Annotated in this window: 16 protein-coding genes and 1 pseudogene; 11 read left to right on the top strand and 6 right to left on the bottom strand. The window is 75.2% G+C overall.

All coding sequences use genetic code 11. From position 1 onward, the window contains the following. Positions 1 to 111: 111 nt before the first annotated feature. The 4 genes from ACIQCH_RS28480 (at position 112) to ACIQCH_RS28465 (ending at position 4,067) form a co-directional block, all read left to right on the top strand. Positions 112 to 1,419 carry an AAA family ATPase gene (locus ACIQCH_RS28480; protein WP_402585469.1) on the top strand — a complete coding sequence of 436 codons (1,308 nt, stop codon included), beginning with the start codon at positions 112 to 114 and terminating at the stop codon, positions 1,417 to 1,419. Then, positions 1,416 to 2,477, top strand: a complete 1,062-nt coding sequence (locus tag ACIQCH_RS28475; protein WP_402585467.1) for a tetratricopeptide repeat protein — start codon at positions 1,416 to 1,418, stop codon at positions 2,475 to 2,477. The genes ACIQCH_RS28480 and ACIQCH_RS28475 overlap by 4 nt, the downstream gene beginning before the upstream one ends. After that, positions 2,477 to 3,547: a tetratricopeptide repeat protein gene (locus ACIQCH_RS28470; RefSeq protein ID WP_402585465.1), complete on the top strand. Its 1,071-nt coding sequence runs from the start codon at positions 2,477 to 2,479 to the stop codon at positions 3,545 to 3,547. Before ACIQCH_RS28475 ends, ACIQCH_RS28470 begins: the two co-directional genes overlap by 1 nt. Before the next feature lie 112 nt (positions 3,548 to 3,659). After that, positions 3,660 to 4,067, top strand: coding sequence for an FKBP-type peptidyl-prolyl cis-trans isomerase (locus ACIQCH_RS28465; RefSeq protein WP_402585463.1), 408 nt, complete (start codon positions 3,660 to 3,662; stop codon positions 4,065 to 4,067). A gap of 73 nt (positions 4,068 to 4,140) precedes the next feature. Here ACIQCH_RS28465 and ACIQCH_RS28460 read toward each other — a convergent pair whose 3' ends face one another. Then, positions 4,141 to 5,553 carry an aminopeptidase P family protein gene (locus ACIQCH_RS28460; protein ID WP_402585461.1) on the bottom strand — a complete coding sequence of 471 codons (1,413 nt, stop codon included), beginning with the start codon at positions 5,551 to 5,553 and terminating at the stop codon, positions 4,141 to 4,143. Between the two features lie 149 nt (positions 5,554 to 5,702). Between ACIQCH_RS28460 and ACIQCH_RS28455 the strand changes: the two genes are divergently transcribed. Further along, entirely contained in the window at positions 5,703 to 6,686 is a 984-nt protein-coding gene (locus tag ACIQCH_RS28455) for a LuxR family transcriptional regulator (protein WP_402585459.1), read from the top strand. Positions 6,687 to 6,779: 93 nt separating this feature from the next. Here ACIQCH_RS28455 and ACIQCH_RS28450 read toward each other — a convergent pair whose 3' ends face one another. From ACIQCH_RS28450 to ACIQCH_RS28435, 4 genes are all read right to left on the bottom strand, one after another. Then, the gene (locus ACIQCH_RS28450; protein ID WP_402585457.1) at positions 6,780 to 8,582 is read right to left on the bottom strand and encodes a BTAD domain-containing putative transcriptional regulator; all 1,803 of its coding nucleotides are present in this window, start codon (positions 8,580 to 8,582) and stop codon (positions 6,780 to 6,782) included. Positions 8,583 to 8,757: 175 nt separating this feature from the next. Further along, positions 8,758 to 11,724, bottom strand: coding sequence for a helix-turn-helix transcriptional regulator (locus tag ACIQCH_RS28445; protein ID WP_402585456.1), 2,967 nt, complete (start codon positions 11,722 to 11,724; stop codon positions 8,758 to 8,760). A 120-nt stretch (positions 11,725 to 11,844) separates the two neighbouring features. Then, complete coding sequence (locus ACIQCH_RS28440) at positions 11,845 to 12,057, bottom strand: hypothetical protein (RefSeq protein WP_402585454.1); 213 nt, start codon at positions 12,055 to 12,057, stop codon at positions 11,845 to 11,847. Between the two features lie 233 nt (positions 12,058 to 12,290). Further along, entirely contained in the window at positions 12,291 to 15,338 is a 3,048-nt protein-coding gene (locus tag ACIQCH_RS28435) for a type 2 lanthipeptide synthetase LanM family protein (RefSeq protein ID WP_402585452.1), read from the bottom strand. Positions 15,339 to 15,618: 280 nt separating this feature from the next. Between ACIQCH_RS28435 and lanKC the strand changes: the two genes are divergently transcribed. Further along, positions 15,619 to 18,252 carry a class III lanthionine synthetase LanKC gene (gene lanKC / locus ACIQCH_RS28430; RefSeq protein WP_402585450.1) on the top strand — a complete coding sequence of 878 codons (2,634 nt, stop codon included), beginning with the start codon at positions 15,619 to 15,621 and terminating at the stop codon, positions 18,250 to 18,252. 99 nt (positions 18,253 to 18,351) lie between these two features. Beyond that, positions 18,352 to 18,474, top strand: coding sequence for a hypothetical protein (locus tag ACIQCH_RS28425; RefSeq protein ID WP_402585448.1), 123 nt, complete (start codon positions 18,352 to 18,354; stop codon positions 18,472 to 18,474). Positions 18,475 to 18,550: 76 nt separating this feature from the next. On the opposite strand, the pseudogene ACIQCH_RS28420 reads toward ACIQCH_RS28425, so the two are convergent. Next, positions 18,551 to 18,903, bottom strand: a pseudogene (locus ACIQCH_RS28420) (winged helix-turn-helix domain-containing protein); the annotation flags it as partial. A 279-nt stretch (positions 18,904 to 19,182) separates the two neighbouring features. Between ACIQCH_RS28420 and ACIQCH_RS28415 the strand changes: the two are divergent. The 4 genes from ACIQCH_RS28415 to ACIQCH_RS28400 form a co-directional block, all read left to right on the top strand. Next, positions 19,183 to 20,385 carry an acyl-CoA dehydrogenase family protein gene (locus ACIQCH_RS28415; RefSeq protein ID WP_402585544.1) on the top strand — a complete coding sequence of 401 codons (1,203 nt, stop codon included), beginning with the start codon at positions 19,183 to 19,185 and terminating at the stop codon, positions 20,383 to 20,385. Between the two features lie 43 nt (positions 20,386 to 20,428). After that, positions 20,429 to 20,887, top strand: coding sequence for an RrF2 family transcriptional regulator (locus ACIQCH_RS28410; RefSeq protein ID WP_402585446.1), 459 nt, complete (start codon positions 20,429 to 20,431; stop codon positions 20,885 to 20,887). 51 nt (positions 20,888 to 20,938) lie between these two features. Further along, entirely contained in the window at positions 20,939 to 21,124 is a 186-nt protein-coding gene (locus ACIQCH_RS28405; RefSeq protein WP_402585445.1) for a putative leader peptide, read from the top strand. A 297-nt stretch (positions 21,125 to 21,421) separates the two neighbouring features. Continuing rightward, a partial coding sequence (locus ACIQCH_RS28400; protein WP_402585443.1) for an ABC transporter substrate-binding protein occupies positions 21,422 to 21,786 on the top strand: 365 nt, incomplete at its 3' end.

The following is a 21,786-nucleotide window of genomic DNA, read 5'->3' as shown; positions in this document are numbered from 1 at the left end:
TGCAGCACGCGCCGCGGGCCGGACGCCTCCCGGCCGACGCGCTCCCCGTGTCCGCCAATCTCGACCGCACCCGGTGAACCAGGGGCGCGGGCCGGTTTCTAGGCTGATCCCATGTCCGACGAGTCACCTCTCATCCGTAGCCTGCGCGCCGCTGTCACAGCCGCTCCCGAAGACGTTCCCCTGCGGCTGCACTTCGCCGAACTGCTGCTCGCGGAGGGGAGGCACGACGAGGCCGTCGTACAGGCCGCGGTCGCGCTGCAGCACGCGCCGGGCGACGAATCCGTACGGGACCTGATGGCCCGCGCCATGCAACTGCCCGCCGCGTCCGTCGCCCCCGCCGCCGCCCCCGCCCCCGCCACGCACTCCGCCCGCCCCTCCGCCTTCGACTGGACCGCCGCCGAGCAGGAGGTCGCCGACGTCGTCGGCCCCCGTTTCACCGCCGACCCCACCGATCCCACCGGCCCCGCCGACGCGGGCGACGCCACCGAGGCCCGACTGACCGTCGACGGCAGCGGCGACCCGGCCGACGCGTCCGCCTGGGACGTCGACGCCCCCGGCGACGTACGCCTCGCCGACGTCGGCGGCATGCAGCAGGTCAAGGACCGGCTCGAAGCCGCCTTCCTCGCCCCGATGCGCAATCCCGAACTCCGCAAGCTGTACGGCAAGTCGCTCCGCGGCGGCCTGCTCCTCTACGGCCCGCCCGGCTGCGGCAAGACGTTCATCGCGCGGGCCGTCGCCGGCGAACTCGGTGCCGGGTTCATGTCGATCTCGCTCTCCGACATCCTCGACATGTACATCGGCACCTCGGAGAAGAACGTCCACGACATCTTCGAGGCCGCCCGCCGGCAGGCGCCCTGCGTGGTCTTCCTCGACGAGCTGGACGCGCTCGGCGCCAAGCGCTCGCGCACCCACCACAGTGGTCTGCGCAATGTCGTCAACCAGCTCCTCACCGAGCTCGACGGCATCAACGCCGCGCAGAACGAAGGCGTCTTCGTGCTCGCCGCGACCAACGTCCCTTGGGACGTGGACCTCGCCCTGCGCCGCCCCGGCCGCCTGGACCGCACCCTGCTCGTGCTGCCGCCCGACGCCCCGGCCCGCGAGGCGATCCTCCGCTACCACCTGCGCGAGCGCCCCATCGAGTCGGTCGATCTCGGGAAGCTCGTCAAGGTCACCGAGGACTTCTCCGGCGCCGATCTCGCCCATGTCTGCGAGAGCGCGGCCGAGTACGCGCTCCTGGACTCCGCCCGTTCCGGCACCGTCCGCATGATCGGCACGAAGGACCTCCTGAACGCGGCCAGGCAGATCAAGCCGTCCAGCGAATCCTGGTTCGCCGCCGCCCGCAACGTCGCGATGTTCGCCAACGACGGCGGTATGTACGACGACCTCGTCGCCTACCTGAAGAAGAAGCGCAAGCTGTGAGTGAAACGTCCCTGCACCCACGGGTCGAACAGGCCCTCGAGCTCTACGGCATGCAGCGGCGCGAGGAGGCCCTCGCCGTCCTCGCCCGGCGCCTCGCCGAGGCACCCGACGACCACACGGCCTGGACCGCGCGCGCCCGCTGTCTCACCGCCCTCGGCCGCAACGAGGAGGGGCTCGACGCCGCCGACCAGGCGCTGAAGCTCGAACCCGGGCTCGCCGACGGGCACTTCATGCGCGGATTCGCCCTGCGCAGGATGAGCCGGCTGCCCGAGGCCGAGCAGTCGCAGCGCGAGGCCATCCGCATCGCGCCGGAACACTGGGGCCCGCACGCCCAGCGCGCCGAGATGCTGATCTTCGTGGGGACGAAGGAGGAGGCACTCGAGGAGGCCCTGGAGGCCGTACGGCTCGGCCCCGACGTCGTCGACACCTGGCACACCATGTACAAGGTCGCCGCGTTCAACAGCCGCTCCGACCTGGTGCAGGAGTCCGTGCGGCAGCTCCTGCGCATCGACCCGACCGACCAGCTCGCCGTCACCGAGGTCACCGGGCGCGAGGCCCGCCGACCCGGCACCTCCGCCACCCGGGCCGCCGACCTCTACGCCGGCGCGCTCGCCGCCGCCCCCGGCTCCGCGTCGCTCCGCTCCGACCTCGACAGGGCCGTCTACCGGATGCTGCGCGGCACCCGATGGCTCGCCCTGCTCTGTCTGGTCAGCGCGGCCGTCACCGTGGACGTGTTCCCCACCGGGGGCGCGGCGAAGGAACTGCCCGTCCCTCTCGGCACCCGGCTGTGGGTGCTCACCCTGATGGCCGTGGTGTGGGGCTTCGGCGCCTGGCACCGCTACCGGCGGCTGCGGACCGGGGCTCGGCTCACCGTGTTCACGCTCGTGCGCCGCTCGTTCTGGTCCAGGGTCGTGCTCGGCCAGGCCACCTGGGCCACGCTGTGCGCGCTGCTGCTCGTGGCCGTTCCGTGGAGCGGGCGCACCGTCCCTCAGGTCCTGTTCTGGCTGGCACTCGTCCCGAACCTGCTCAGCATGACCCATGACCGGGACAAGGTCTGATGGGCAAGGCCCTGCAACAGGCCGACGCCCTCTTCGACCTGGGGCGCTACGAGCGGGCCGCCGCACTCGCCGCCCGGCACCTCGCCGACGCCCCCGACGACGGGGCCGCACTCGTGCTGCTCGCACGCTGCCGGCACCGCCTCGGCGACGACCGGCAGGCGCTCACCACCGTCGAACGGGCCCTGCGCGTCGAACCCGACTCGGTGAGCGCCTGGCTGACGCACGCCCAGGTCCTGCTCGCCCTGAAGGAGTACGAGCGGGCCGAGGGCTCCGCCCGACGCGCCGTCGAACTCGCCCCGCAGTACTGGGGGAGCCACTACATCCTCGGCACCGTCCTCGACCGCACCGGCCGCGGGAAGCGCAGGCGGGCCGCGTACGAGTCGGCGTGCACGGCCGCCGCCCTCGCCCCCGAGGAGAGCGACGCACACTTCCTGGTCGGCCTGACCGCCCACCACATGCGCAGATACCGGGTCGCCCAGCAGGCGTACGAGGCGGCGCTGCGCCTCGACCCGGACAGCAGCCAGGCCCACAACAACCTCTCGCTGCTCCATCTGCGCCGCCGCTGGCTCCGGCCCGGCTCATGGACCCGGGCCGCCGAGGGCTTCGTCCAGTCCGCCGCCCTCGACCTGAACGACCGCCACGCCCGCCACAACCTGGAATCCATGGCCTGGGGAACGGTCATGGGCTCCCGCTGGGTGGCGCTCGCCGGCATCGTCGCGGTGTCGTGCGGCTCCGCACACCTGCGTGCGGGCGCCGCCGGCACCGACGCCCTCCTCACCTGCCTGGTGTGCGCGGCCGTGCTGGTCGGCAGCTGGGGAGGCTGGCTGCTGTGGCAGGCCCGGCGGGTCCCGCCGCACCTGCGCCGCCCCCTCCTGCTGGTCTCGCGCGGCTGCCGGCCGGTCGTCGGGACGGCGTTCGCCATCGGGCTGCTCGTCGTCCACTCGGCCCTGGCGCTGGTGCTGTGGCGCAGCGCCGTGTTCAGCGCGGTCGCGATTCCGCTGTTCTTCTTCGTGATCGTCATGTCCGTGGCCGGCCGCACCGCCCTCCAGCAACGCGCGCCGAAACCGTAGGAGGCGGGGGCGGGGGCGGGGGCGGTCGCGGTAGCGTGACCGTCTCCTGCACGCGTGTCCGTCGGTCCGGCCGGTCCGTGCGGGGGCCTTCGACGGAGAGTGATGAGGAACGATGAGTGAACGGACGAAGCCCGAGGTCGAGGTTCCGAAGGGCGACGCTCCCGCCGAGCTGACCGTCCGGGACCTGATCGTCGGCGACGGGCCCGAGGTCAGGCCGGGCATGGTGGTCAGGGTCCACTACGTCGGGGTGACCTTCGCGTCCGGCAAGGAGTTCGACGCCTCCTGGGACCGGGGGGAGCCGTTCAAGTTCGCCCTGGGCAGCGGCCGGGTCATCAAGGGCTGGGACCGGGGGGTGAAGGGGATGAAGGTCGGCGGGCGGCGCGAGATCGTCGTTCCCCCGCGTCTCGGCTACGGCGACCAGTCGCCCTCGCCGCTGATCCCGGCGGGCTCGACCCTGGTCTTCGTGGTGGACCTGCTCGACTCGTATTCCCGGACGACCGGGTGGAGCAGCGCTGGGTGACACCGGCCGCTCCGGCACGCGACGGCGCCTGACCCGGGCCCCCGCCCGTCAGGCGCCGTCGCGCACGCGCCCGTCAGCCGGCGACGCGGGCCATCCAGGCCTCCACCTCGTCGGCCGAGCGCGGCAGGCCGGCGGACAGGTTCTCGTGGCCGTCCGCGGTCACCAGCAGGTCGTCCTCGATCCGGACCCCGATGCCGCGCCACTCCTCGGGAACCGTGAGGTCGTCCGGCTGGAAGTAGAGGCCCGGCTCGACGGTGAGCACCATGCCCGGCTCCAGCACGCCGTCGACGTACTCCTCGTTGCGGGCCTCGGCGCAGTCGTGGACGTCCAGGCCGAGCATGTGGCCGGTGCCCGCCATGGTGAAGCGGCGCTGCAGGCCGAGCTCGTACGCGCGGTCCGCCGGGCCTTCGAGGAAGCCCCACTCGACCAGCTTCTCCGCCAGGTACCGCTGTGCCGCCACGTGGAAGTCGCGGTAGGCGGCCCCCGGCTTCACGGCGGCCATGCCGGCCTCCTGGGCCTCGTACACCGCGTCGTACACCGTGCGCTGCACGGGCGTGAAGGTGCCGCTGATCGGCAGCGTCCGGGTGACGTCGGCCGTGTAGAGCGTGTGCGTCTCGACACCGGCGTCGAGCAGCAGCAGGTCGCCGACGCGCACCGGGCCGTCGTTGTCGGTCCAGTGCATGATCGTGGCGTGCTCGCCGGCGGCGCAGATCGAGCCGTAGCCGACGGAGTTGCCCTCCAGCCGGGCGCGGCGGAAGAAGGTGCCCTCGATCCACCGCTCGGAGGACGCGACCGCGCGCGAGAGCTCGGCCACGCAGTCGGTGAAGCCGCGCACGGTGGAGTCCACCGCCTTGCGCAGCTCACCGATCTCCCAGGCGTCCTTGACGAGGCGGAGCCCGCTCAGGGCCTCCTCCAGTTCGGCGTCGCGCTCCGCGTCGGTGGTGACGGCCGCCTCGAGCACCGGGTCGACGCCCCGCACGATGCGGGTGGGCGCGTCGGGGGCGGCCGCCAGGTCGCCCGCCGCCGTACGGACGTCGCGGCAGGCCAGCCCGAGCACGCGCTCCGACTCGGCGAGGGAGCGGCGGCGCCCCATCCACAGCTCGGCGGTGTAGCCGAGCCAGAACTCGTCGGTGTCCCGGCCGTCGCGCGGCAGCTGGTAGCAGTACGCGTCGTGGCCGCCGTCCGGGCGGGGTTCGAGCACGAGGGCGCCGTCGCGGGCCTGGTCGCCGGTCATGTGGACGTAGCCGGAGTACGGGCGGAACGGGTAGGTGTCGTCGTTGGAGCGGGCCTTGAGGTGGCCGGACGGGATCACCAGCCGCTCGCCGGGGAACAGCGCGGACAGTGCGGCGCGGCGGTGGGCCGCGTACGGAGCCTGCTCGCCCTGCGGGAGGTCGTGCTGTTCGGTGTCGGCCCAGCCCGTCCTCATCAGGGCGGACAGTTCCCCGGAGACCTCCGGGTAGAGGCCGTTCTTGCGAGCCTTCGCCACGTCGTGCACCTTCTTCCGGCGGTTCGACCGCGCCGAGGGGCCTCGGCGACCCCCGGACGGTACTGCGGAAGGGCGCGTCCCGGGGGTCTGCTCGTGCCAGTGGCACTGATCGGCCACTGCGGCCCTCTCGGGCGTCGATAATGCGGTGCATGGCGAACGCGAGACTGGGCGAGGCCCTGCGACTGCTCGGGATCGACCCGCTGGCGGGCCGGGTGTACCTGGCGCTGCTGGAGCTCGCCCCCGCTCCGCTCTCCGCGATCGGGGAGGCGGCGGGACTGGACGCGGCCGGGCTGGCCGCTGCATACGGCGAGCTGGTCGATGCCGGGCTGGCCAGCGCCGCCGTGGCGGGCGCGGACGTGGTGGCGCCGGTGCCGCCCGCCGCGGGCCTGGAGATCCTCGCCAGGCACCGGGCGGCCGAGCTGGAGGAGTCGCGGATCACCGTGGGCGGCGCGTTCGAGTCCTTCCGCCGGCAACGGCTCGCGGCGTACAACGACAACCTGGTCGAGGTCGTGACCGGTGACGCGGTCGGCCCCCGGATGCGCCGCGCGTGGGCCAGCGCCCGCGAGCAGATCCGGCAGCTGGACTCGCCGCCCTACTTCCCGCTGGCCGGCGCCACCGACGACGCGCTGGCGACGCTCGCCCGTGGCGTGACCCAGCGCGTCGTCTACTCGCGGGCCTCGCTGGAGGTGCCCGGGCAGCTGGAGACGGCCATCGAGCCGTGCATCGAGGCCGGCGAGCAGGCCCGGGTGACTCCGGCGGTACCGGTCAAGCTGGTGATCATCGACGAGGCGTACGCACTGGTGTCCCTGTCGATCAGGGAGGCGGACGTGCACAACACGATGCTGGTGGTGCAGCCGTGCGGTCTGCTGTCCGCGCTGGTCGCCCTGTTCGAGCAGACCTGGCAGGCAGCGCTCCCCCTGCACGGGCGCGCCACTGTGCCGGCCGGCCTGCCGTCGGCCGACCGCCGACTGCTCCGCCTCCTCGCCAGCGGTGCGAGCGACGAGGTCATCGCCCGGGAACTGGGCATCAGCCGCCGTACCTTCTTCCGCAGGCTCCAGATCCTGATGGCTCGCCTGGGCGCCGAGAACCGCTTCCAGATGGGCCTCCAGGCACAACGCTGCGGCTGGCTGTGACGCCTTACCCCGTGTGGCGGGGCGCCGGGGCGGGACGTCCCGGTCCGGGCGCTCCGGGGCGGGACGTCCCGGTCCGGCGGCCCGGGGCATCGCTCAGCCCGAGGTCAGCACGGGGGTCCCGAGACCCGAGCTGCGCGCGTAGAGCCGTACCAGGTGCGGCAGTTCGTACCGCGCCGCGTGTGCGGTGACCTCGGCGCGGGGCGACGTCACCATTCCGGCGTCGATGAGCGCCTCCACCACCCGTACGGCCTGCCGCTCGTCGCAGCCGAGGGCCTCGGCCGCCTCGGTCAGGCCGAAGGGGCCCTCGCCGGTGCCCGCGGCCAGCCGCCCCGCGTCCCGGCCCCACTCCGCCGGCAGCGCCTCCCAGCCGTTGGCCAGCCACCGGCGGACGGACACGTCCCCGGAGGTCAGTTCGTCCAGCGCCCCCGCGGGGTCGGTGAGCCGGTCCGCGAACTCCCGCAGCGGCACGTGGCGGAGCACCGCGAGCCGCATCCCGCTCACCCGGACCGCCAGCGGCGACCCGCCGCAGGCGCGCACGATGCGCAGGGCGGCTTCCCGGTCGGCCCGCACCCGGTCCTGACCGACGAGCCCCGCGAGGAGGTGTACCGACTCGGCGGTACCGAGCGGCGGGACGGAGACCCGGTGCACGGGCGCCAGACCGCCCAGCTGGCCGCGCGCGGTGAGCAGCACCCTGCCCCGCCCGCCGCACGGGAGCAGCGGGCGCACGGCGCGTTCGTCGGGAACGTCGTCCAGGACCACCAGCACGCGGTGCTCCGCCAGCCACTCCCGCCACGCCTCGGGCCCGGACGGCCCGAACCGGCCGGTCCGTTCGGCGAGCTCCGCGAGCACCGTGGACAGCGGGCGGGGCCGGCCGTCCGCGGCACGCAGGGAGACGCAGAGCCGCCCGTCGGCGAACCGGTCGCCGAGCAGGTGGGCGGCCCGCACCGCCAGCGCGGTCTTCCCGGCCCCGGCGGGGCCCGACAGCAGCACGATGCGGCCGGCGTCGTCGTCCTCCAGGAGGTCGACGAGCTGGCGCAGTTCCTCGCCGTGGCCGGTGAAGTCGACGAGGTCGGGCGGCAGAGCGGCCGGCGGCGGGGCGGCCGGGCCCACCCCCGCCCGGTCGTCACCGGCGAGGATCGTCCGGTAGCGGGCCGCCATGGCACCCCCCGGCGCCAGGCCCAGTTCCCGGGCGAGGAGCTGCCGGTAGTCGTCGTACGCCGCCAGCGCCTCGGCCTGCCGGCCGGACCCGCTCAGCGCGCACATCCAGGTGGACCGGAGCCGTTCCCGGAGCGGGTGCCGCTCCACCAGGTCGCGCAGCCCCTCGACCACCGCCGGCGCGCCGCCCAGCTCCAGCTCCGCCTCCGCCCAGCTCTCGTAGGCCGTCAGGTGGCGCAGCTCCAGGCGCTCGGCCTCCTCGGCCAGCCGGGGCGACCGCCGCAGGTCGTCGCCCAGCGGCGGCCCCTGCCACAGGTCGAGGGCCCGGCGCAGCAGTCGGGCGGCCGGGCGGGGCTCCTGGCCCTCGGCGGCCCGCACCAGGGAGCGGAACCGCAGGAGGTCGAGCTCGTCCTCCGTCACCCGCAGCACGTATCCGCCGCCCATGTGGACGAGGCGCGGCCGGTCCGGGTCGTCGTCCGCGAGCAGCGCGCGCAAGGCGCTCACGTACACCTGGAGGTTCTTGCGGGCGGTGCGCGGCGGCTCCTGCTGCCAGATCGCGTCGGTCAACGCGGCGACGGACACCGGGGTGTTGGCGGAGCCGAGCAGGGTCGCCAGCACGACCCGCTGCTTCAGCGGGCCGAGGGGCAGCGGGCGGTCGTCCCGGTGGACGGCGAGCGGTCCGAGGACGGAGAACCTGAGCGTGCCGGGTGGCGCTGCGGGCTGCGCGAACGGACGCTGCATCGAGCGAACCTCCTTAGGGCGACGGGAGTGGGCCGGTCCACTCGATGATCGGCGGCCCGGACCCGTCACACATCGGTACCGGGCCCGCACAGTCGCGCAGCCCGTCCCCCCGTCATGGGGGACCGAGCCCCCATGGACTCGGGATCGCCCCCTTCCCGGCTCCCGCCGACCGTGTCTAAGGAGTGTCCGCGCCCGCCGCGGACAGGGCGCACAGCGCCGAGCGGTCCGCGGAGCCGGTCTTCGTCATCAGGCTCGCCATGTGCTTCTCCACCGTCCGGGGCGAGATGCACAGGGTCCGGGCGATCCGCTGGTTGCCGGGCCGCTCCGCGAGCAGCACGAACACCTCGTACTCGCGCGGCGTGACGCCCGCGGTGCGCAGCCCCGCCGGGATCCGCTCCCGGCCTCCCCGGCGCTGCGGGACGCTGACCCCCGCCTGCCGCAGGACGGCCCGGCAGGCCCCGGCCACCGGCGGTACGCCCGCCTCGTGGAAGTAGTCCTCGGCGGTGCGCAGCCAGGCGACCGGGTCACCCCAGGAATCGGCGAGCGCGGCCTCGGCGGTCAGCCGCAGGGCGAGGTGCCACGCCTGCGGGAACACCGTCGCCGCGACGCCGGCCTCTTCCACCGCGCGCCGCGCGCCGTCCGGGTCGCCGTCCCGGCCGCGCAGCACCGCGTCCGCCATGCCGAGGAACATCCGGTTCCAGGCCAGCTGACCGCCCGGCGAGGCCAGCGCCTCCCGATGGGCCTCGCGGCCGGCGTCCTCGCCGTCGAGGATCCGCAGCAGGGGGCCGAGCCCGTACCGGCCGCTGAGGTAGAAGAAGCTCGGGTGCTCCCGCTCCCACGCGAGCGCCGCGTCGAGCTCGGCCTTCGCCCGTGCCCGGTCCTCGCCCATCAGCGCGCCCACGGCCTGGCACAGCCCGCGCTGCAGGGGCACGAGCATGGACTCCTCGCCGCCCGCCCGGCGGAACCGGACCAGGGCCCGTTCCTGGTCGCGGGCCCGCCCCTGGTGGGCGGCGAGCGTGGCGTCGACGAGGAGCAGGTAGCGGTGCGTCGAGAGGTTCTGGAGGCGGGCGCTGGCCTCCACCGACTGCTCGACGATCCCCCGGGCCCGGTCCCAGCGCCCGGCCAGCACGCTCTGCATGGCGAGCAACCCGTCGACGGCCTGGAGCAGGGCCAGCGAACCGAGTTCGTGAGCCGCCGTGCGGGCGGTCTCCAGGCGGCTCGCCCCGCCGGTCCGCATGAACGCGTTGGTTCCGAGCCGCACCAGTGCCTCGGCCCGGTACACCGCGAGCCGGTGCTCCTCGGCGACCGCCAGCATCCGTTCCAGGCAGGCGTCGGCCTCGTCGAAACCGCGCTCCCGGGAGAGTATGGCCAGCAGCTGCCACGCCTGGCAGGCCACCACGGGCCGGCCGCGTTGCTCCGCGGTGAGCGCGGCGCGCCAGGCGGAACGTTCCGCCCCTTCCAGTCGCTCGCGGCGGTCCTCGCCGCCCCGGCCCTGCTGGCCGCGCCCCTCGCCCGGGCCGTCCTGCTCCGGCAGCAACGCGAGATGGCCCTCGACCACCGCGAGCGCGGCCTCCTGCTCCGGGCGCGGGGCGACCCCGAGCAGGGTGCGGGCCGCCCGGATGCGGCGGCGCGCCTCCTCCTGCTGCTCCGCCATGGTCGCGACCCAGGCGACCTGCGTGTGCGCCTGGGCCCGATCCTGCGCGGCACGCGACCCGGCGGGGGCCGGCGGCAGGTCGTCGAGCAGCGCGGCCGCCTCGTCGATCCGGCCGGACTCGGCCTGGGCGATCGCCAGCTGGACCGTGACCTCGTCCCGCTCCTCGTCGGCCGCGAGGCCCCGGGCGCGCTCCAGCAGCACGGCGGCCGAGCCCGACGCACCGGCGTCCAGCATCTGCCGACCGACCTGGGCGAACTGCCGGGACGCCGCCACCGTGTCGCCCGCCGCCAGCCGCAGGGTGGCCACCAACTGGCGCTGGTCGCTCGAGAGTTCCCCGGCGGACTCCTCGAGGGCGGCGGCCGCGCGCCGGGCCAGCGCGGCCTGCTCGGCGGGCGGCAGGCAGGCCCTGAGCGCGTCCGCGGTCAGGACGTGACGGAAGGTGTAGTGGTCGTGGGCGGCCCCGTCCGGGGCGATGATCCCCGCCTCGGAGGCCGACCGGAGGTGGGCGAACAGCGCCCGGTCGTCGAGTCCGGTCACCGTCCTGAGAGCCCCGACGGAGAACCGGCCGCCGAGCGTCGCCGCGACGAGCAGCAGTTCGCGCACCGGTTCGTCGAGCCGGTCCAGCCGGCGCGCCCAGCTGCGGACGGCGCCCGTCGGCACCGTCGCCTCGCCGTGGTCCGCGAGCTGCCACCCGCCGCCGGCCCTGCTCAGCCGCCCGGTGTCGAGCAGGTCGGCCAGCAGCACCTCCACCAGGTACGGGTTCCCGCACGCCCACCGCGAGAGGTGCCGGTGCGCGGCCGGGGGCACCTCCCCCGGCGCGGCGTCCAGACAGGCGGCCGCCATGTCGCGCACGGCGGCCTCGTCCAGGGGGCCCAGCTCCCTCAACGAGGCGGTGTTGCGCAGCTCGGCGGCGAGCGCGAGGTCCAGCGCCGGTCCGGGGTCGGGCCGGAGCGTGCCGACCAGGAGGACCGGGAGCTCCGCCACGTTGTCGACGAGGTACTCGACGACCGCGATCGTCTCGGTGTCGGCGTCGTGCAGGTCCTCCAGCAGGATCACGCAGCCGCGCCCGCGGCCGAGCACCGCCAGCAACCTGAGCAGCGCCTCGGCCAGTTCGACCAGCGAGATCGCGTGACCGGGCGGCACCGCGTCGGCCCGCCATTCCGGCACCAGGCCGGCCAACGCGGGCCGGTAGGGCTGGAGTTCCGGGTCGTCCGGAGCGCCCGCCGCCCGGAACCGCGAGGACAGCGCCTCGGCCAGCGGCCGGAAGGGCACGACGAGCCCGGTGGACGTGGCGCGGCCGCGCAGCACCGGCATGTCGCGGTCGTACGCGCGCAGGGCGGACTCGCCCGCCAGTCGGGACTTGCCGATCCCCGCCTCGCCGACGAGGAACACCGCTCGTCCGGCACGCCTCCCGACGCTCTCCAGCGCCTCGTCCAGCAGCCGGATCTCGGCGTCCCGCCCCACGGTGACCGACGACGTCGCTCGCATGATCGCAGGCTACTTGATCTTGATCGCGCACGGCAAAGGCCGGGGAAAACCCCGGCCTCCACCTGAACTGACAGGGTGTCACCTCGGGCCGCGTCGCCGGGCGACGTGCCCGCCCACCCCTCAGGACATGTCGTGCGATCCGGTGGTCCAGGGCATGTCCGGGAAGGCGGCGGCGCCGGAGTCCGCCGATCTGAGCAGTCGGCTGCGCAGCCCCAGCGTCCCGCTCGCCGCGAACACCACCCCGCCCACGGGGTGGTCGTGGGCCGCGGTCTCCGCGCCGGCGCTGCCGTCGACGTACCTCACCGAGTCATCGATCTGCCTGGTCATCGTCATCGTCCGTCCTTCGTATCCGTGGGAATGGTGGCCGTGCACAGGTGTGCCCTGCGGCTGGGGCCGTGGAGCCTTGGTGCGTGGTGCGTGGTGCGTGGTGCGTGGTGCGTGGTGCGTGATGCGTGGTGCGGTGCGTCCGGCCCCGTGCGGTCGGGGTGCGCCGTGCGGGAGCAGCGCGGTCGGCGGCCTACGTGTGCCGGGTGGGTCCGGCGGCGGTAGCGGGGCCGTCCTCCGGATCAGCCCCTGGGGAGGGTCTGCAGGAGGAGCAGGGACGGCACGCGCTCCGGGAACCCCGCGCGGAGGAGTCCGTGCCCGATCCCCGCCAGCCCGGTCAGCAGGCCGGGATGCGCGACCCCGTCCGGGGCGCCGCTGCGGGCACCGGTCTCCTCGACGGACGCGAGGAGTGCCCCGGCCCGCCGGATCCAGTGCGGGCGGGCCTCCGGGACCGCGCCGTGGCCCAGGAGTTCGCACATTCCGGCCTCGCCGTGGCACAGGCTGTCGTCGGCGGCCGGCCTGTCCCGGGCCAGCGCCTCGACGGTCCTGCGGGACCAGGCCGCGAGGTGCGGGTCGTCCAGGGCGCCCGGCGCGTCCAGCACCGCCAGCGCGATGCCGGCCCGCCCCCGGCACCAGGCCGAGGCCCGGGCCCCGGCCGCGGGCGCGTCGTCCGATGAGGGCACGGGGGCTCCCCCGCGGCCCCCGTGCCCCCGGCTTCCGTCGGGCTCCCCGCCCACGGCCGCCCGCAGCGCGGACAGGCCCGCGAGCCGGTACCGCTCGCCGTCCTGGGCCACCCCGCTCCCCGATCCCGCGGCGTCCACGGCCCCGGCCTCGGCCTCGGCGAACCTCAGCAGGGCCCATCCGACCCCGGCGGCCCCCGTGGTGAAGCCCCGCCCGCCGGCCGTGGGATCCGCCCCGATCAGCCGGTCCGCGCAGGCCCGCGCGTCCCGCCGGGACTCCTGCCCCCCGGCCCCGGACCCGGCCCGGTGGGCGGCCAGCAGGGCGACGAGCCCGCCGGCGACGCCCGCGCCCACCCCGTGCTCCCGCTCGGACAGCGCCGCCGCGCCCGCCAGCCGCAGCACGGCGGACGCCCATGAGCCGACCTCCGGGTCGTCCAGCAGCCGTGCCGTCTCGGCGAGCGCGTACGCGATCCCGCCGAGGCCGGAGAAGGCCCCCGAGCCCACCGCAGCCAGGTCCGCGGGCCGGGCGCGCAGCGCGTCGAGCAGCCCGGGCACCGGCGCCAGGGCCGTACGGGCCGCCTCCGCGTAGTGTCCCGCCCCGGTGAGCGCCGCCAGCTGGGCCAGGAACAGGGCCGGGCCGGTGTACCCGCCGGCCAGGTCGGCCGGCATCGGGCCGATCCGCCAGTAGCGGTCGTCCAGGAGCTCCAGACCGATCCAGTTGCTGCGCGGTCCTTCGCGGTACGCGAGGGAGACCAGCCGGTCCCCGACGGACCGGGCCGCCGACAGCAGCCGCTCCGGCTCCGGGGCGCGCTCCGCCGTACGGGCGCGCCGGCCCTCGACGGGCCGGTGCGCGGGGGCGCGGGAGGCGGTCGCCATCGCGGCCCGCACGATCCACTCCTGGTCCTGGCGGTCGACCGGGTCCAGGGCGGCGAGCCTCGCGGCGACCCGGGCGATGCCGGACCGGTCCGTGCGGCCGGCCAACGGCCGCTCCTGCGCGCCCCACAGGCGGTCCCGGCCCGGACGGGCGGTGAACAGCGGGACGTCTCCCGCCCAGAGCTGGGCGATCTCCTCGTCCACCAGGTCGGGCGCGAGGGCCTTCCCGAGCACGTCGGTCCGCAGGGTCTCCAGGAGGCGCTGCCGCTCGCCCGCGTCCTCCAGCAGATCGGGATGCGTCGACTCGTCGAGCAGCGTGGCGTACACCCAGGTGGGACGGATCAGCACCCGCGCCTCGTCCTCCGCGAACGCCGTCAACAGGGTCGGTTCGTGGAGCAGTTCCGCTCCGGCCGTGCCGATCGCCGTGTACCCGGCGCGGAATCCGGCGCAGAGCGCCTCGATGTGGGCCGCCGGCTCGACGGGCCCGCCGCCTTCAAGGCGTGGCCGGTTGGCGGACTCGCCGAACCTCCCGGCCCTGCGCACCAGGCGCATCCGGTCGGTGCCGGCGTCGGCCCAGTCCGCCCGGACGACGGGCGACACCGCCTCGCGGCCGCCGCCGACCGCGGACACGTCCAGGGCACTGTCGTCGCCCACCAGCAGTTGGGGCAGCAACCCGACCCGGTACACCGAGTCATGGAGCGCGCGGGCGGCGGGGTCCGCCGTGGCGGTGCCCGCCAGCGGCGGGTGGAAGAGGGTCTCCACGTCGACCAGCACCGGGTGGGGGCCGACGGCGATCAGGTTCTCGTGGTGCAGGTCGGTCCCGTCGACCAGGTGCAGCAGGGCCAGCAGCGCGCCCTGGCGGCGGTAGAACGTCTCGACCTCCGTGGCATCGGCGCAGGGCCCCGCGGCGACGAACTCCACCCACCCGTAGTCGCCCCGGTCGAGCAGCCGCAGCGTACGCAGCTCCACGGCGTCGGGCAGCCCGTTGAACCAGGCGACGAGGTCGTTGAAGTGGCGGTGCACGGAGAGGGGCCTCGGCTTGTACACCAGCCGGGTCCCGTCGGCGAAGCGCAGCAGCATCACGCTCCGGCCGCCCCGGTGCCCGTCGCCGGCGCCGGGCTCGACGCCCACGAGCGGCCCCGGGCCCCCGTCGGACCCCGCCAGGAGACCGGCGGTCAGACGGGCGTGGTCGTCCGCCAGCCGCTCCAGCGCCTCCGCGACGGCGTCCGCCGCGTCCAGCGCCGCCCGCCCCAGGATCCGCGCCAGCACCGGCCGGCCGGCCAGCAGGGCCGTCAGACCGCGCCGGGACGCGGTGCGCCCCAGGAAGTCCCGGAACCGGGCCCGCGGGTCGTCCCCGTCGAGCCGCCCGGCGCTGCGTGCCCCGTACAGCTCCAGCACCAGCGTCCGCGCCGCCGTCCGCGCCAGCCTGCCGGCGAGGTGCCTCTCCAGGTCGTCCCGCACGGCGGTCATGTCCACGAGCCCGCGCGCCCGCTCCGGCACGGCCCGCTCCAGGCGCTCCCCCGCGCATGCGGTGAAGGGCCGCAGCACCCACGCGAAGCCGCTCAGCCCCGGATGGTCGCCCGCGGGCGCCACGGCCTCCTCGGGCGCGAGCGCCGAGGCCTCCTCGGCGAACGCGGCCCAGTCCGGCCGCCCTTCACCCCCGCCGACGAGGCCGGCCGCCCACCACCGCTCGACCGCCGCCAGCGCCACGCCCCCGGCCCGCCCCTGCCCAGCCACCCTCGCCCCTGTTCGTCCCGGTCCACCGCCCCGCGCCACGCCCGATCCTGGTACGGGGGCGCCTCGCCCGCATGGGGAAGAGTCCCCCATGTTTTCCGCCCCGCCACGACGCCACCCCGGCCGGCAGCGGGCGCCGGCGGCGTCCCCCGGTGCCTCGCCGTCGCGCCATCCCTCCCTCTACCGGCCGTATGCCGCCGCCCAACCGTTTCCATACCGGCCGGCCGTAGCGTCGGCCAGGACCGTTGTGGCCGCCCCGTACCGTCCCCGCGAGGAGATTCCCGTGCTCGAAGGCTTCGCCGAAGCGCTCGCGGACCGGGAGTACTACCTGCCGCTGCCCCGCGTGGCCGATCCCGGGCCGCGCTTCGCGCCCGGCGAGGTGCCGCCGGGGACGCGCGGCACCGCCCAGGGCATCTGGACGGTCTGGGGCGGTCCGCGGACCGGGTTCGCCGAGCAGGGCTGGAAGATCCACGTGTCGGCGCGGCTGGACCGGGCGCAGCACGTGCTCGACACGGTGGCCGGGATCTGCTTCGCCGAAGGCGTGCCGTTCAAGCACCTGAGCGCCCGGCTGTTCTTCCTGTTCCTCCACCACAAGCACGCCGCGCGGGTCCAGGCGGGCAAGTTCTGCGCCGTCTACCCGCCGGACACGGCGACCGCCCGCCGGCTGCTGGAGCGCCTGCGCGACGCGCTCGACGGGGAGGAGGGACCGTACGTCCTCACCGACCGGCGCTTCCGTGACTCGCGGACGGTCCACTACCGCTACGGCTCCTTCGGCGACCACAGCCGGATGCGGGCCGACGGCACCCGGGAGCAGCTGGTCCGCGACGGCTCCGGCCGCTCGGTCGTGGACCTGCGGCTGCCCGCCTTCCAGCTGCCCGCGGGGATCACCGACCCCTTCGTCGAGGAGGAGGAGCAGCCGCACGCGGGCCCGATCCTCATCCGCGACTACGAGGTGACCCGCGCGGTGCGCCTGAGCAACGCCGGCGGCACCTACCAGGCCGTGGACCGGCGGACCGGCCGCACCGTCTTCCTCAAGGAGGCCCGCGCCCACAACGGCCTGGTCTTCGACGGGACCGACGCACAGCAGCGGCTGCGGCACGAGTACGACGTGCTGCGCGCGTTGCACGCGGCCGCCCCCGGGGTGGGCCCGGAGCCGCTGGACCACTTCACGGAGTGGGAGCACGACTTCCTCGTCACCGAGTTCGTGGCGGGGCAGCCGCTGGTGGGCTGGCTGAGCCGGTCCTCCCCGCTGGCCCGCGCCGACCGCACGGCCGAGTCCGTCGCCGCGTACTACGGGGCGTGCCGGCACCTGCTGGCCGGGCTGGACGCCGCGCTCGGGAGGCTGCACGCCGCCGGCTACCGGTTCGGTGACCTCAGCCTGGGCAACATCCTGGTCACGCCGTCGGGCGAGGTCCGGCTGGTGGACTTCGAAGCGGCCTCGGCGCTGTCCGCGGCACCCTCCGGGATCGGCACTCCCGGGTTCGCGCCGCCGCCCGGCCTGCTCCGGGCCGACCCCGATCCGCTGCTGCAGGACCGGTACGGCCTGGCGGCGGTCGCGCTCTCCTTCCTGGCGCCGTTCCACGAGATCGCCGAACACGCGCCCGCCAACCTGGTACTGCTGCGCCGCGACCTGGCGGACGTGGCTCCGCCGCAGGACCTGTGGCAGCGGGCGACCGCCTTCCACCTGGCGGAGGGCGGGGCGCAGGGCCTGGCGCAGGAGCAGGCTCAGGACCGCGCGCAGGACCGGGACGGCGCCGGCCGCCCGCCCTCCCCCGCCGAGCTGGACGCCGATCCGCGCGGCTGCCTCACCCGGCTGGCCGACGAGGTGACCGCGGGGCTGCTGGAGACGGCCGACGCCGACCGGCCGGACTGGGCCTTCCCGCCCTCGCCCGAGGCGTTCCGGACCAACAACGTGTGCCTGGCCTACGGCACGGCCGGGGTGGTGCACGCCCTGCACCGTGCCGGGGCCCCGGTGCCGGAGGGGATCCGCGAACGGCTGCGCCGCGACGCGCTGGCGCTGCGCGACGCGCTGCCCCCCGGACTGCTCGTCGGCTCGGCCGGCATCGCCCGGGTGCTGGCCGGACTCGGCCGGCTGGACGAGGCCGTCGACCTGCTCCGGGACGCCGACGGCCACCCGCTCACCGCCTCCTGCGGCACGTTGGCCGGCGGGCGGGCCGGGGTCGGCCTGGGCTGGCTCGCCCTGCACCGGCTGACCGGGGAGAGCAGCCACCTGGAGCGGGCCGCCGCGGCCGGCGAGGGCCTGCTGCGCACCCCCGACCTGCAGGCCACGCTCGGCGAGCACGACGCCCGCGGCCTGCTGCACGGCCGCTCGGGGCTCGCGCTCTTCCTCCACCGCCTGGCCCGCGCCACCGGCGAGGCCCGCTACCTGGAGGCGGGCCGCCTGCTGCTCCACCAGGAGCTGGAACGAACGTTTCAGCTGGACGACGGAGCCCTGTCCATCTCCGACAACGCGCAGCTCACCCGCGCCATGCCGTACCTCGCCACGGGCGCGGCCGGGGTCGCGGCGGTGCTCACCCGCTACGTGGCGACGTCGCCCGACGAGCGCTGCGCCGCGGCGCTGCCGAGGCTGGTCGCCGGCATCCGGGTCTCCTGCGCCACCAAGGAGGCGGGCCTGTACCGCGGGCTGGCCGGACTGAGCTGGTTCCTGACCGGGCACGCCGAGCTCACCGGCACGGACGCCGCCCGCCGGGACGCCGTCCGGGCCGCGACCGGCCTGCTGAAGTACGCGGTCCCGTACAGGCGCGGGGTCCGCTTCCTCGGGGCGGGTTCGCAGCGGTTCACCGCCGACCTGTCCAGTGGTGGGGCCGGCGTCCTGCTGGCCCTGCACCGCGTGCTGGCGGGCCCGCTCCTGACGGAGCCCCGGCACGCCCGTCCCCCGGTCCCGGCCGCCGGTTGACGGCACCGGGCGGGCCTCCCGTGAACGCCTGGGCACGGCGGTGAACAGCTCCGTGCCGAGGTCTGCAGTGACCGACCGATACGACCCGAGAAGAAAGTGGTGAGCACCATGAGCCAGATCCTCGCGCTCCAGTCCCTGGACACCGAGCCGGAGTCCGCGTTCCTCCCCCCGTGCTTCAGCGTCGCCTGGAGCATCACGGACATCTTCCCCGAGCCGATGTAACGAGCCGGTACTCGGGAGGGCCGGGACCGGTGGCGCGGCCACCGGTCCCGGCCCGGTGCCCCGTACGGCCCACGGGTCACCGGCGGCCGGGTACGTACTTGTAGCCGACGCGGCGCACGGTGGAAATGCGGCCCCGGTGGGCCGGGCCGAGCTTGCGGCGCAGCCGGGCCACGTGGACGTCGACCGTGCGACCGTCGCCGATGTGCCCGTACCCCCAGTGCGCGAGATGAGGGCATCACGCGTGTGGACCGTGTGCGGGTGGGTCACGAAGTGGGCCAGGAGGTCGAACTCCAGGCAGGTGAGCTCCAGTTCGCGCCCGTCGACCTCGACCTGCCGACGTGCCCGATCGACCCGGATGACGTCGTCGGAGTGGACGGGGCCGGCCTCGGGGCGCAGGTCCGGCAGGGGCGCGGGAGTCGGCGGCGCCGAGGGCTCCTGCGGCGTACGAGCACGGGCTCAGACGGGGACATGGCCACATCGTGAGGTGCGCGACGGGCACCCGCCCATACTTCCCTACTGATTCCACAGGAATTGTGCACCGGGGGCCGGATCGCCGGCAGGGGCCGGTGCGGTCCAGTCCCGTCTCCCATGGCGGGACCGAGTTGTCCACCATTCGATCACGCTCTTGCCGGGCGGGCCGCTTCGAGGAAATATTCCTATCAATCCGATGGGAAAGGTGGGATTCAAGTGGAGTGCGGCCCGTCGGCGATGCCCGTGGCGACGGGAGCGAGCACTCCCGGCGGCCGTCCCACCGGCCAGTCGCCCCACTCACTCCTGCGCACCGTCCGCGACGTGGCGGACGACCTCGCCGCGGACGCCCTCGGCCGCGACCGGGCGGGCAGGCCACCGACCGACGAGCTGGCCCGGCTGCGCGAGGCCGGCCTGCTGGCAGCCCTCACCCCGCCCGGACCCGGCCGAGGCGCCGACTGGAAGACCGCCTGCACCGCGATACGGGAGATCGCGGCGGCGGACAGCTCCGTCGGCGCGGTACTCGCCCGCCACTACGGGTACGCATGGAGCGCGCGCCTCCACGCGGGTCGCCACCACACCGGCCTCGAAGAGGAGTCGGTTCGCGCGCAGTGGCTGTGGACCGGAGCGGTCCGCGGTTCCGTGCCCCACGACGGCACCGAAGGCCCGGACCTGGCACTGAGGCCGCGGGGCGTCGGCTACGTACTGAGCGGGCGCCGGGCCGTGGACACGGCGGCGGCCCTCGCCGACCAGATCGTGGTGGACGCCGTGTGCGCCGTGACCGGTGACGTCCTGGTCGTGCGCATCGCCCCCGGCGCGCGGGGCGTGACCGTCGAAACCGTGCCCGACCGCCTGGGGCAGCGCGTGGCCGGCGCGGGTGAGGCCGTCCTCGACCGGGTCACCGTCGCACCCGGACAGGTACTGGGCCGTCGCCCCCGGGACGCGGAGTCGGCCGCCCCCGTCGGCGCGCTCGCCGACGCGGCCGTGCGGCTGGCCCTGTGCCACGTCGGCCTCGGCATCGCCGAGGGCGCCCTCACCGAGGCGCGCGACCTCAGCAGGAGCGGCCGCGGCCACCGCCTGCCGGGCGACCCGGACCTCCTGCTGACGTACGGAGAGCTCGCCTCCGCCGTACAGACGGCCACCGCCGTGGTCGGCCGGGCGACGGCGGCGACGGCACAGGCCCTGGAGGCGGGTGCACACCGCGACTCCGAGGAGGCCGCGGGCGTCGCGGCCCTGGTCGCGAACGCCGAGACGGTCACGCCGAAGGCAGCCCTGCTGGTCTCCACCCGGGTGCTCGAGCTCGGCGACGCCCCAGGGCTGGACCGGTTCTGGCGCAACGCCCGCGTCCTGACCGCCCACCTCCCGGTCGCCCAGCGCCTGCGCTCCATCGGCGAGCACTACCTCAACGGCCCGCACCGCGTGGGGGCCGCGGCCTTCGGCTGACCCGCAACCGACACGGCCCCGAGCCGTGCGGGATAATGTCCGCATGCGGATCTCAGCCAGGGCGGACTACGCGGTACGTGCCGCACTGCAGCTTGCCGCGTCCCAGAACGACGCACCACTCAAGGCCGAAGCCATCGCCGACGCCCAGGACATCCCGCACAAGTTCCTCGAAGGCATCCTGAACGACATGCGCCGCGGCGGACTCGTACTCAGCCAGCGCGGCGGCAACGGCGGCTACCGGCTGGCCAAGCCCGCCCGGTCGATCACCATCGCGGACGTCATCCGCGTCGTCGACGGCCCGCTCGTGTCGGTGCGCGGGGTGCGTCCCCCGGACCTGTCCTACACCGGGCCCGCCACGTCGCTGCTGCCCCTGTGGGTCGCGCTGCGGGCCAACGTGCGCGAGATCCTCGACGGTGTGACGCTGGCCGACGTCGCGGCGTCCGAGCTGCCCGCTCACGTGTCCGAGCTGGCCGAGGCCACCGATGCCTGGGTCAATCCCTGACCCCTGCCCCACCTGCACTTTCTCGTATCCCGAGATGACTTTGTCCACTATGTGATCCACCCCTTGGGGGCGGATGCGTCGCTCTGCCAAGATGCCTACCAGCCCGGTAGGAAAACTAGGGATCTTGGGGAGGCGACCGTGCGGACACCACATCACGCAGACCTGACGTCGCCCCTGACCTGCCGTCGGCACATCGACCTGCTCCGCACCTCCAGCGCCATCTGTCGACCCGTCTGACACCCGCTGCAGGATCCGGCCGCACGCCCAGCGCACGGACCTGCGCCGCGTCACGCCCCTTCGCCCCGGCCGGACGGTCGACCGTCCGCACCTCCGGTGCGCGTTCCACGTGCCCGCACGCGTTGCACGGGCCCGGCATCCAGACCCAGGACGCCCCGCCCCGGCACCCCGCCGTCCACCGACCCCGCGACCGCGGTCCCGTCGCCGACGGCCGGGAACGCCGGAGCTGCGCACCGACGGCCGCGCGTCGCCCCCTTCCGCACTTCCCTGAACACCATCCCGTGAAAGGACACCCCCGTGTCTGCCGCAAGACCGCACACCACCCTGCGCCGTTCCGTCCTCGCCGCGGCCGTCCTGCCGCTGCTGATCGGCTCGCTGGCCGCCTGCGGCTACGGCTCGAAGGCCGCCGAGGACGAGAAGAAGGACGCCAAGTCCAACGTCGCGGCCACGGGCGAGAAGCTCTCCGCCGACACGGTCCGCATCGGCTACTTCCCCAACCTCACCCACGCCACCGCGCTGGTGGGCGTCCAGGAAGGCCTGATCGCCAAGGAGCTGGGCGGCACCAAGCTGGCCACACAGACCTTCAACGCCGGCCCCTCCGAGATCGAAGCCCTCAACGGCGGCTCCCTCGACATCGGCTTCATCGGCCCCTCCCCGTCGAT

This window comes from Streptomyces sp. NPDC093225, assembly GCF_044753805.1.
In the GTDB taxonomy this organism is placed as follows: Bacteria; Actinomycetota; Actinomycetes; order Streptomycetales; family Streptomycetaceae; genus Streptomyces.
This window is presented reverse-complemented; position numbering and strand designations above follow the sequence as displayed.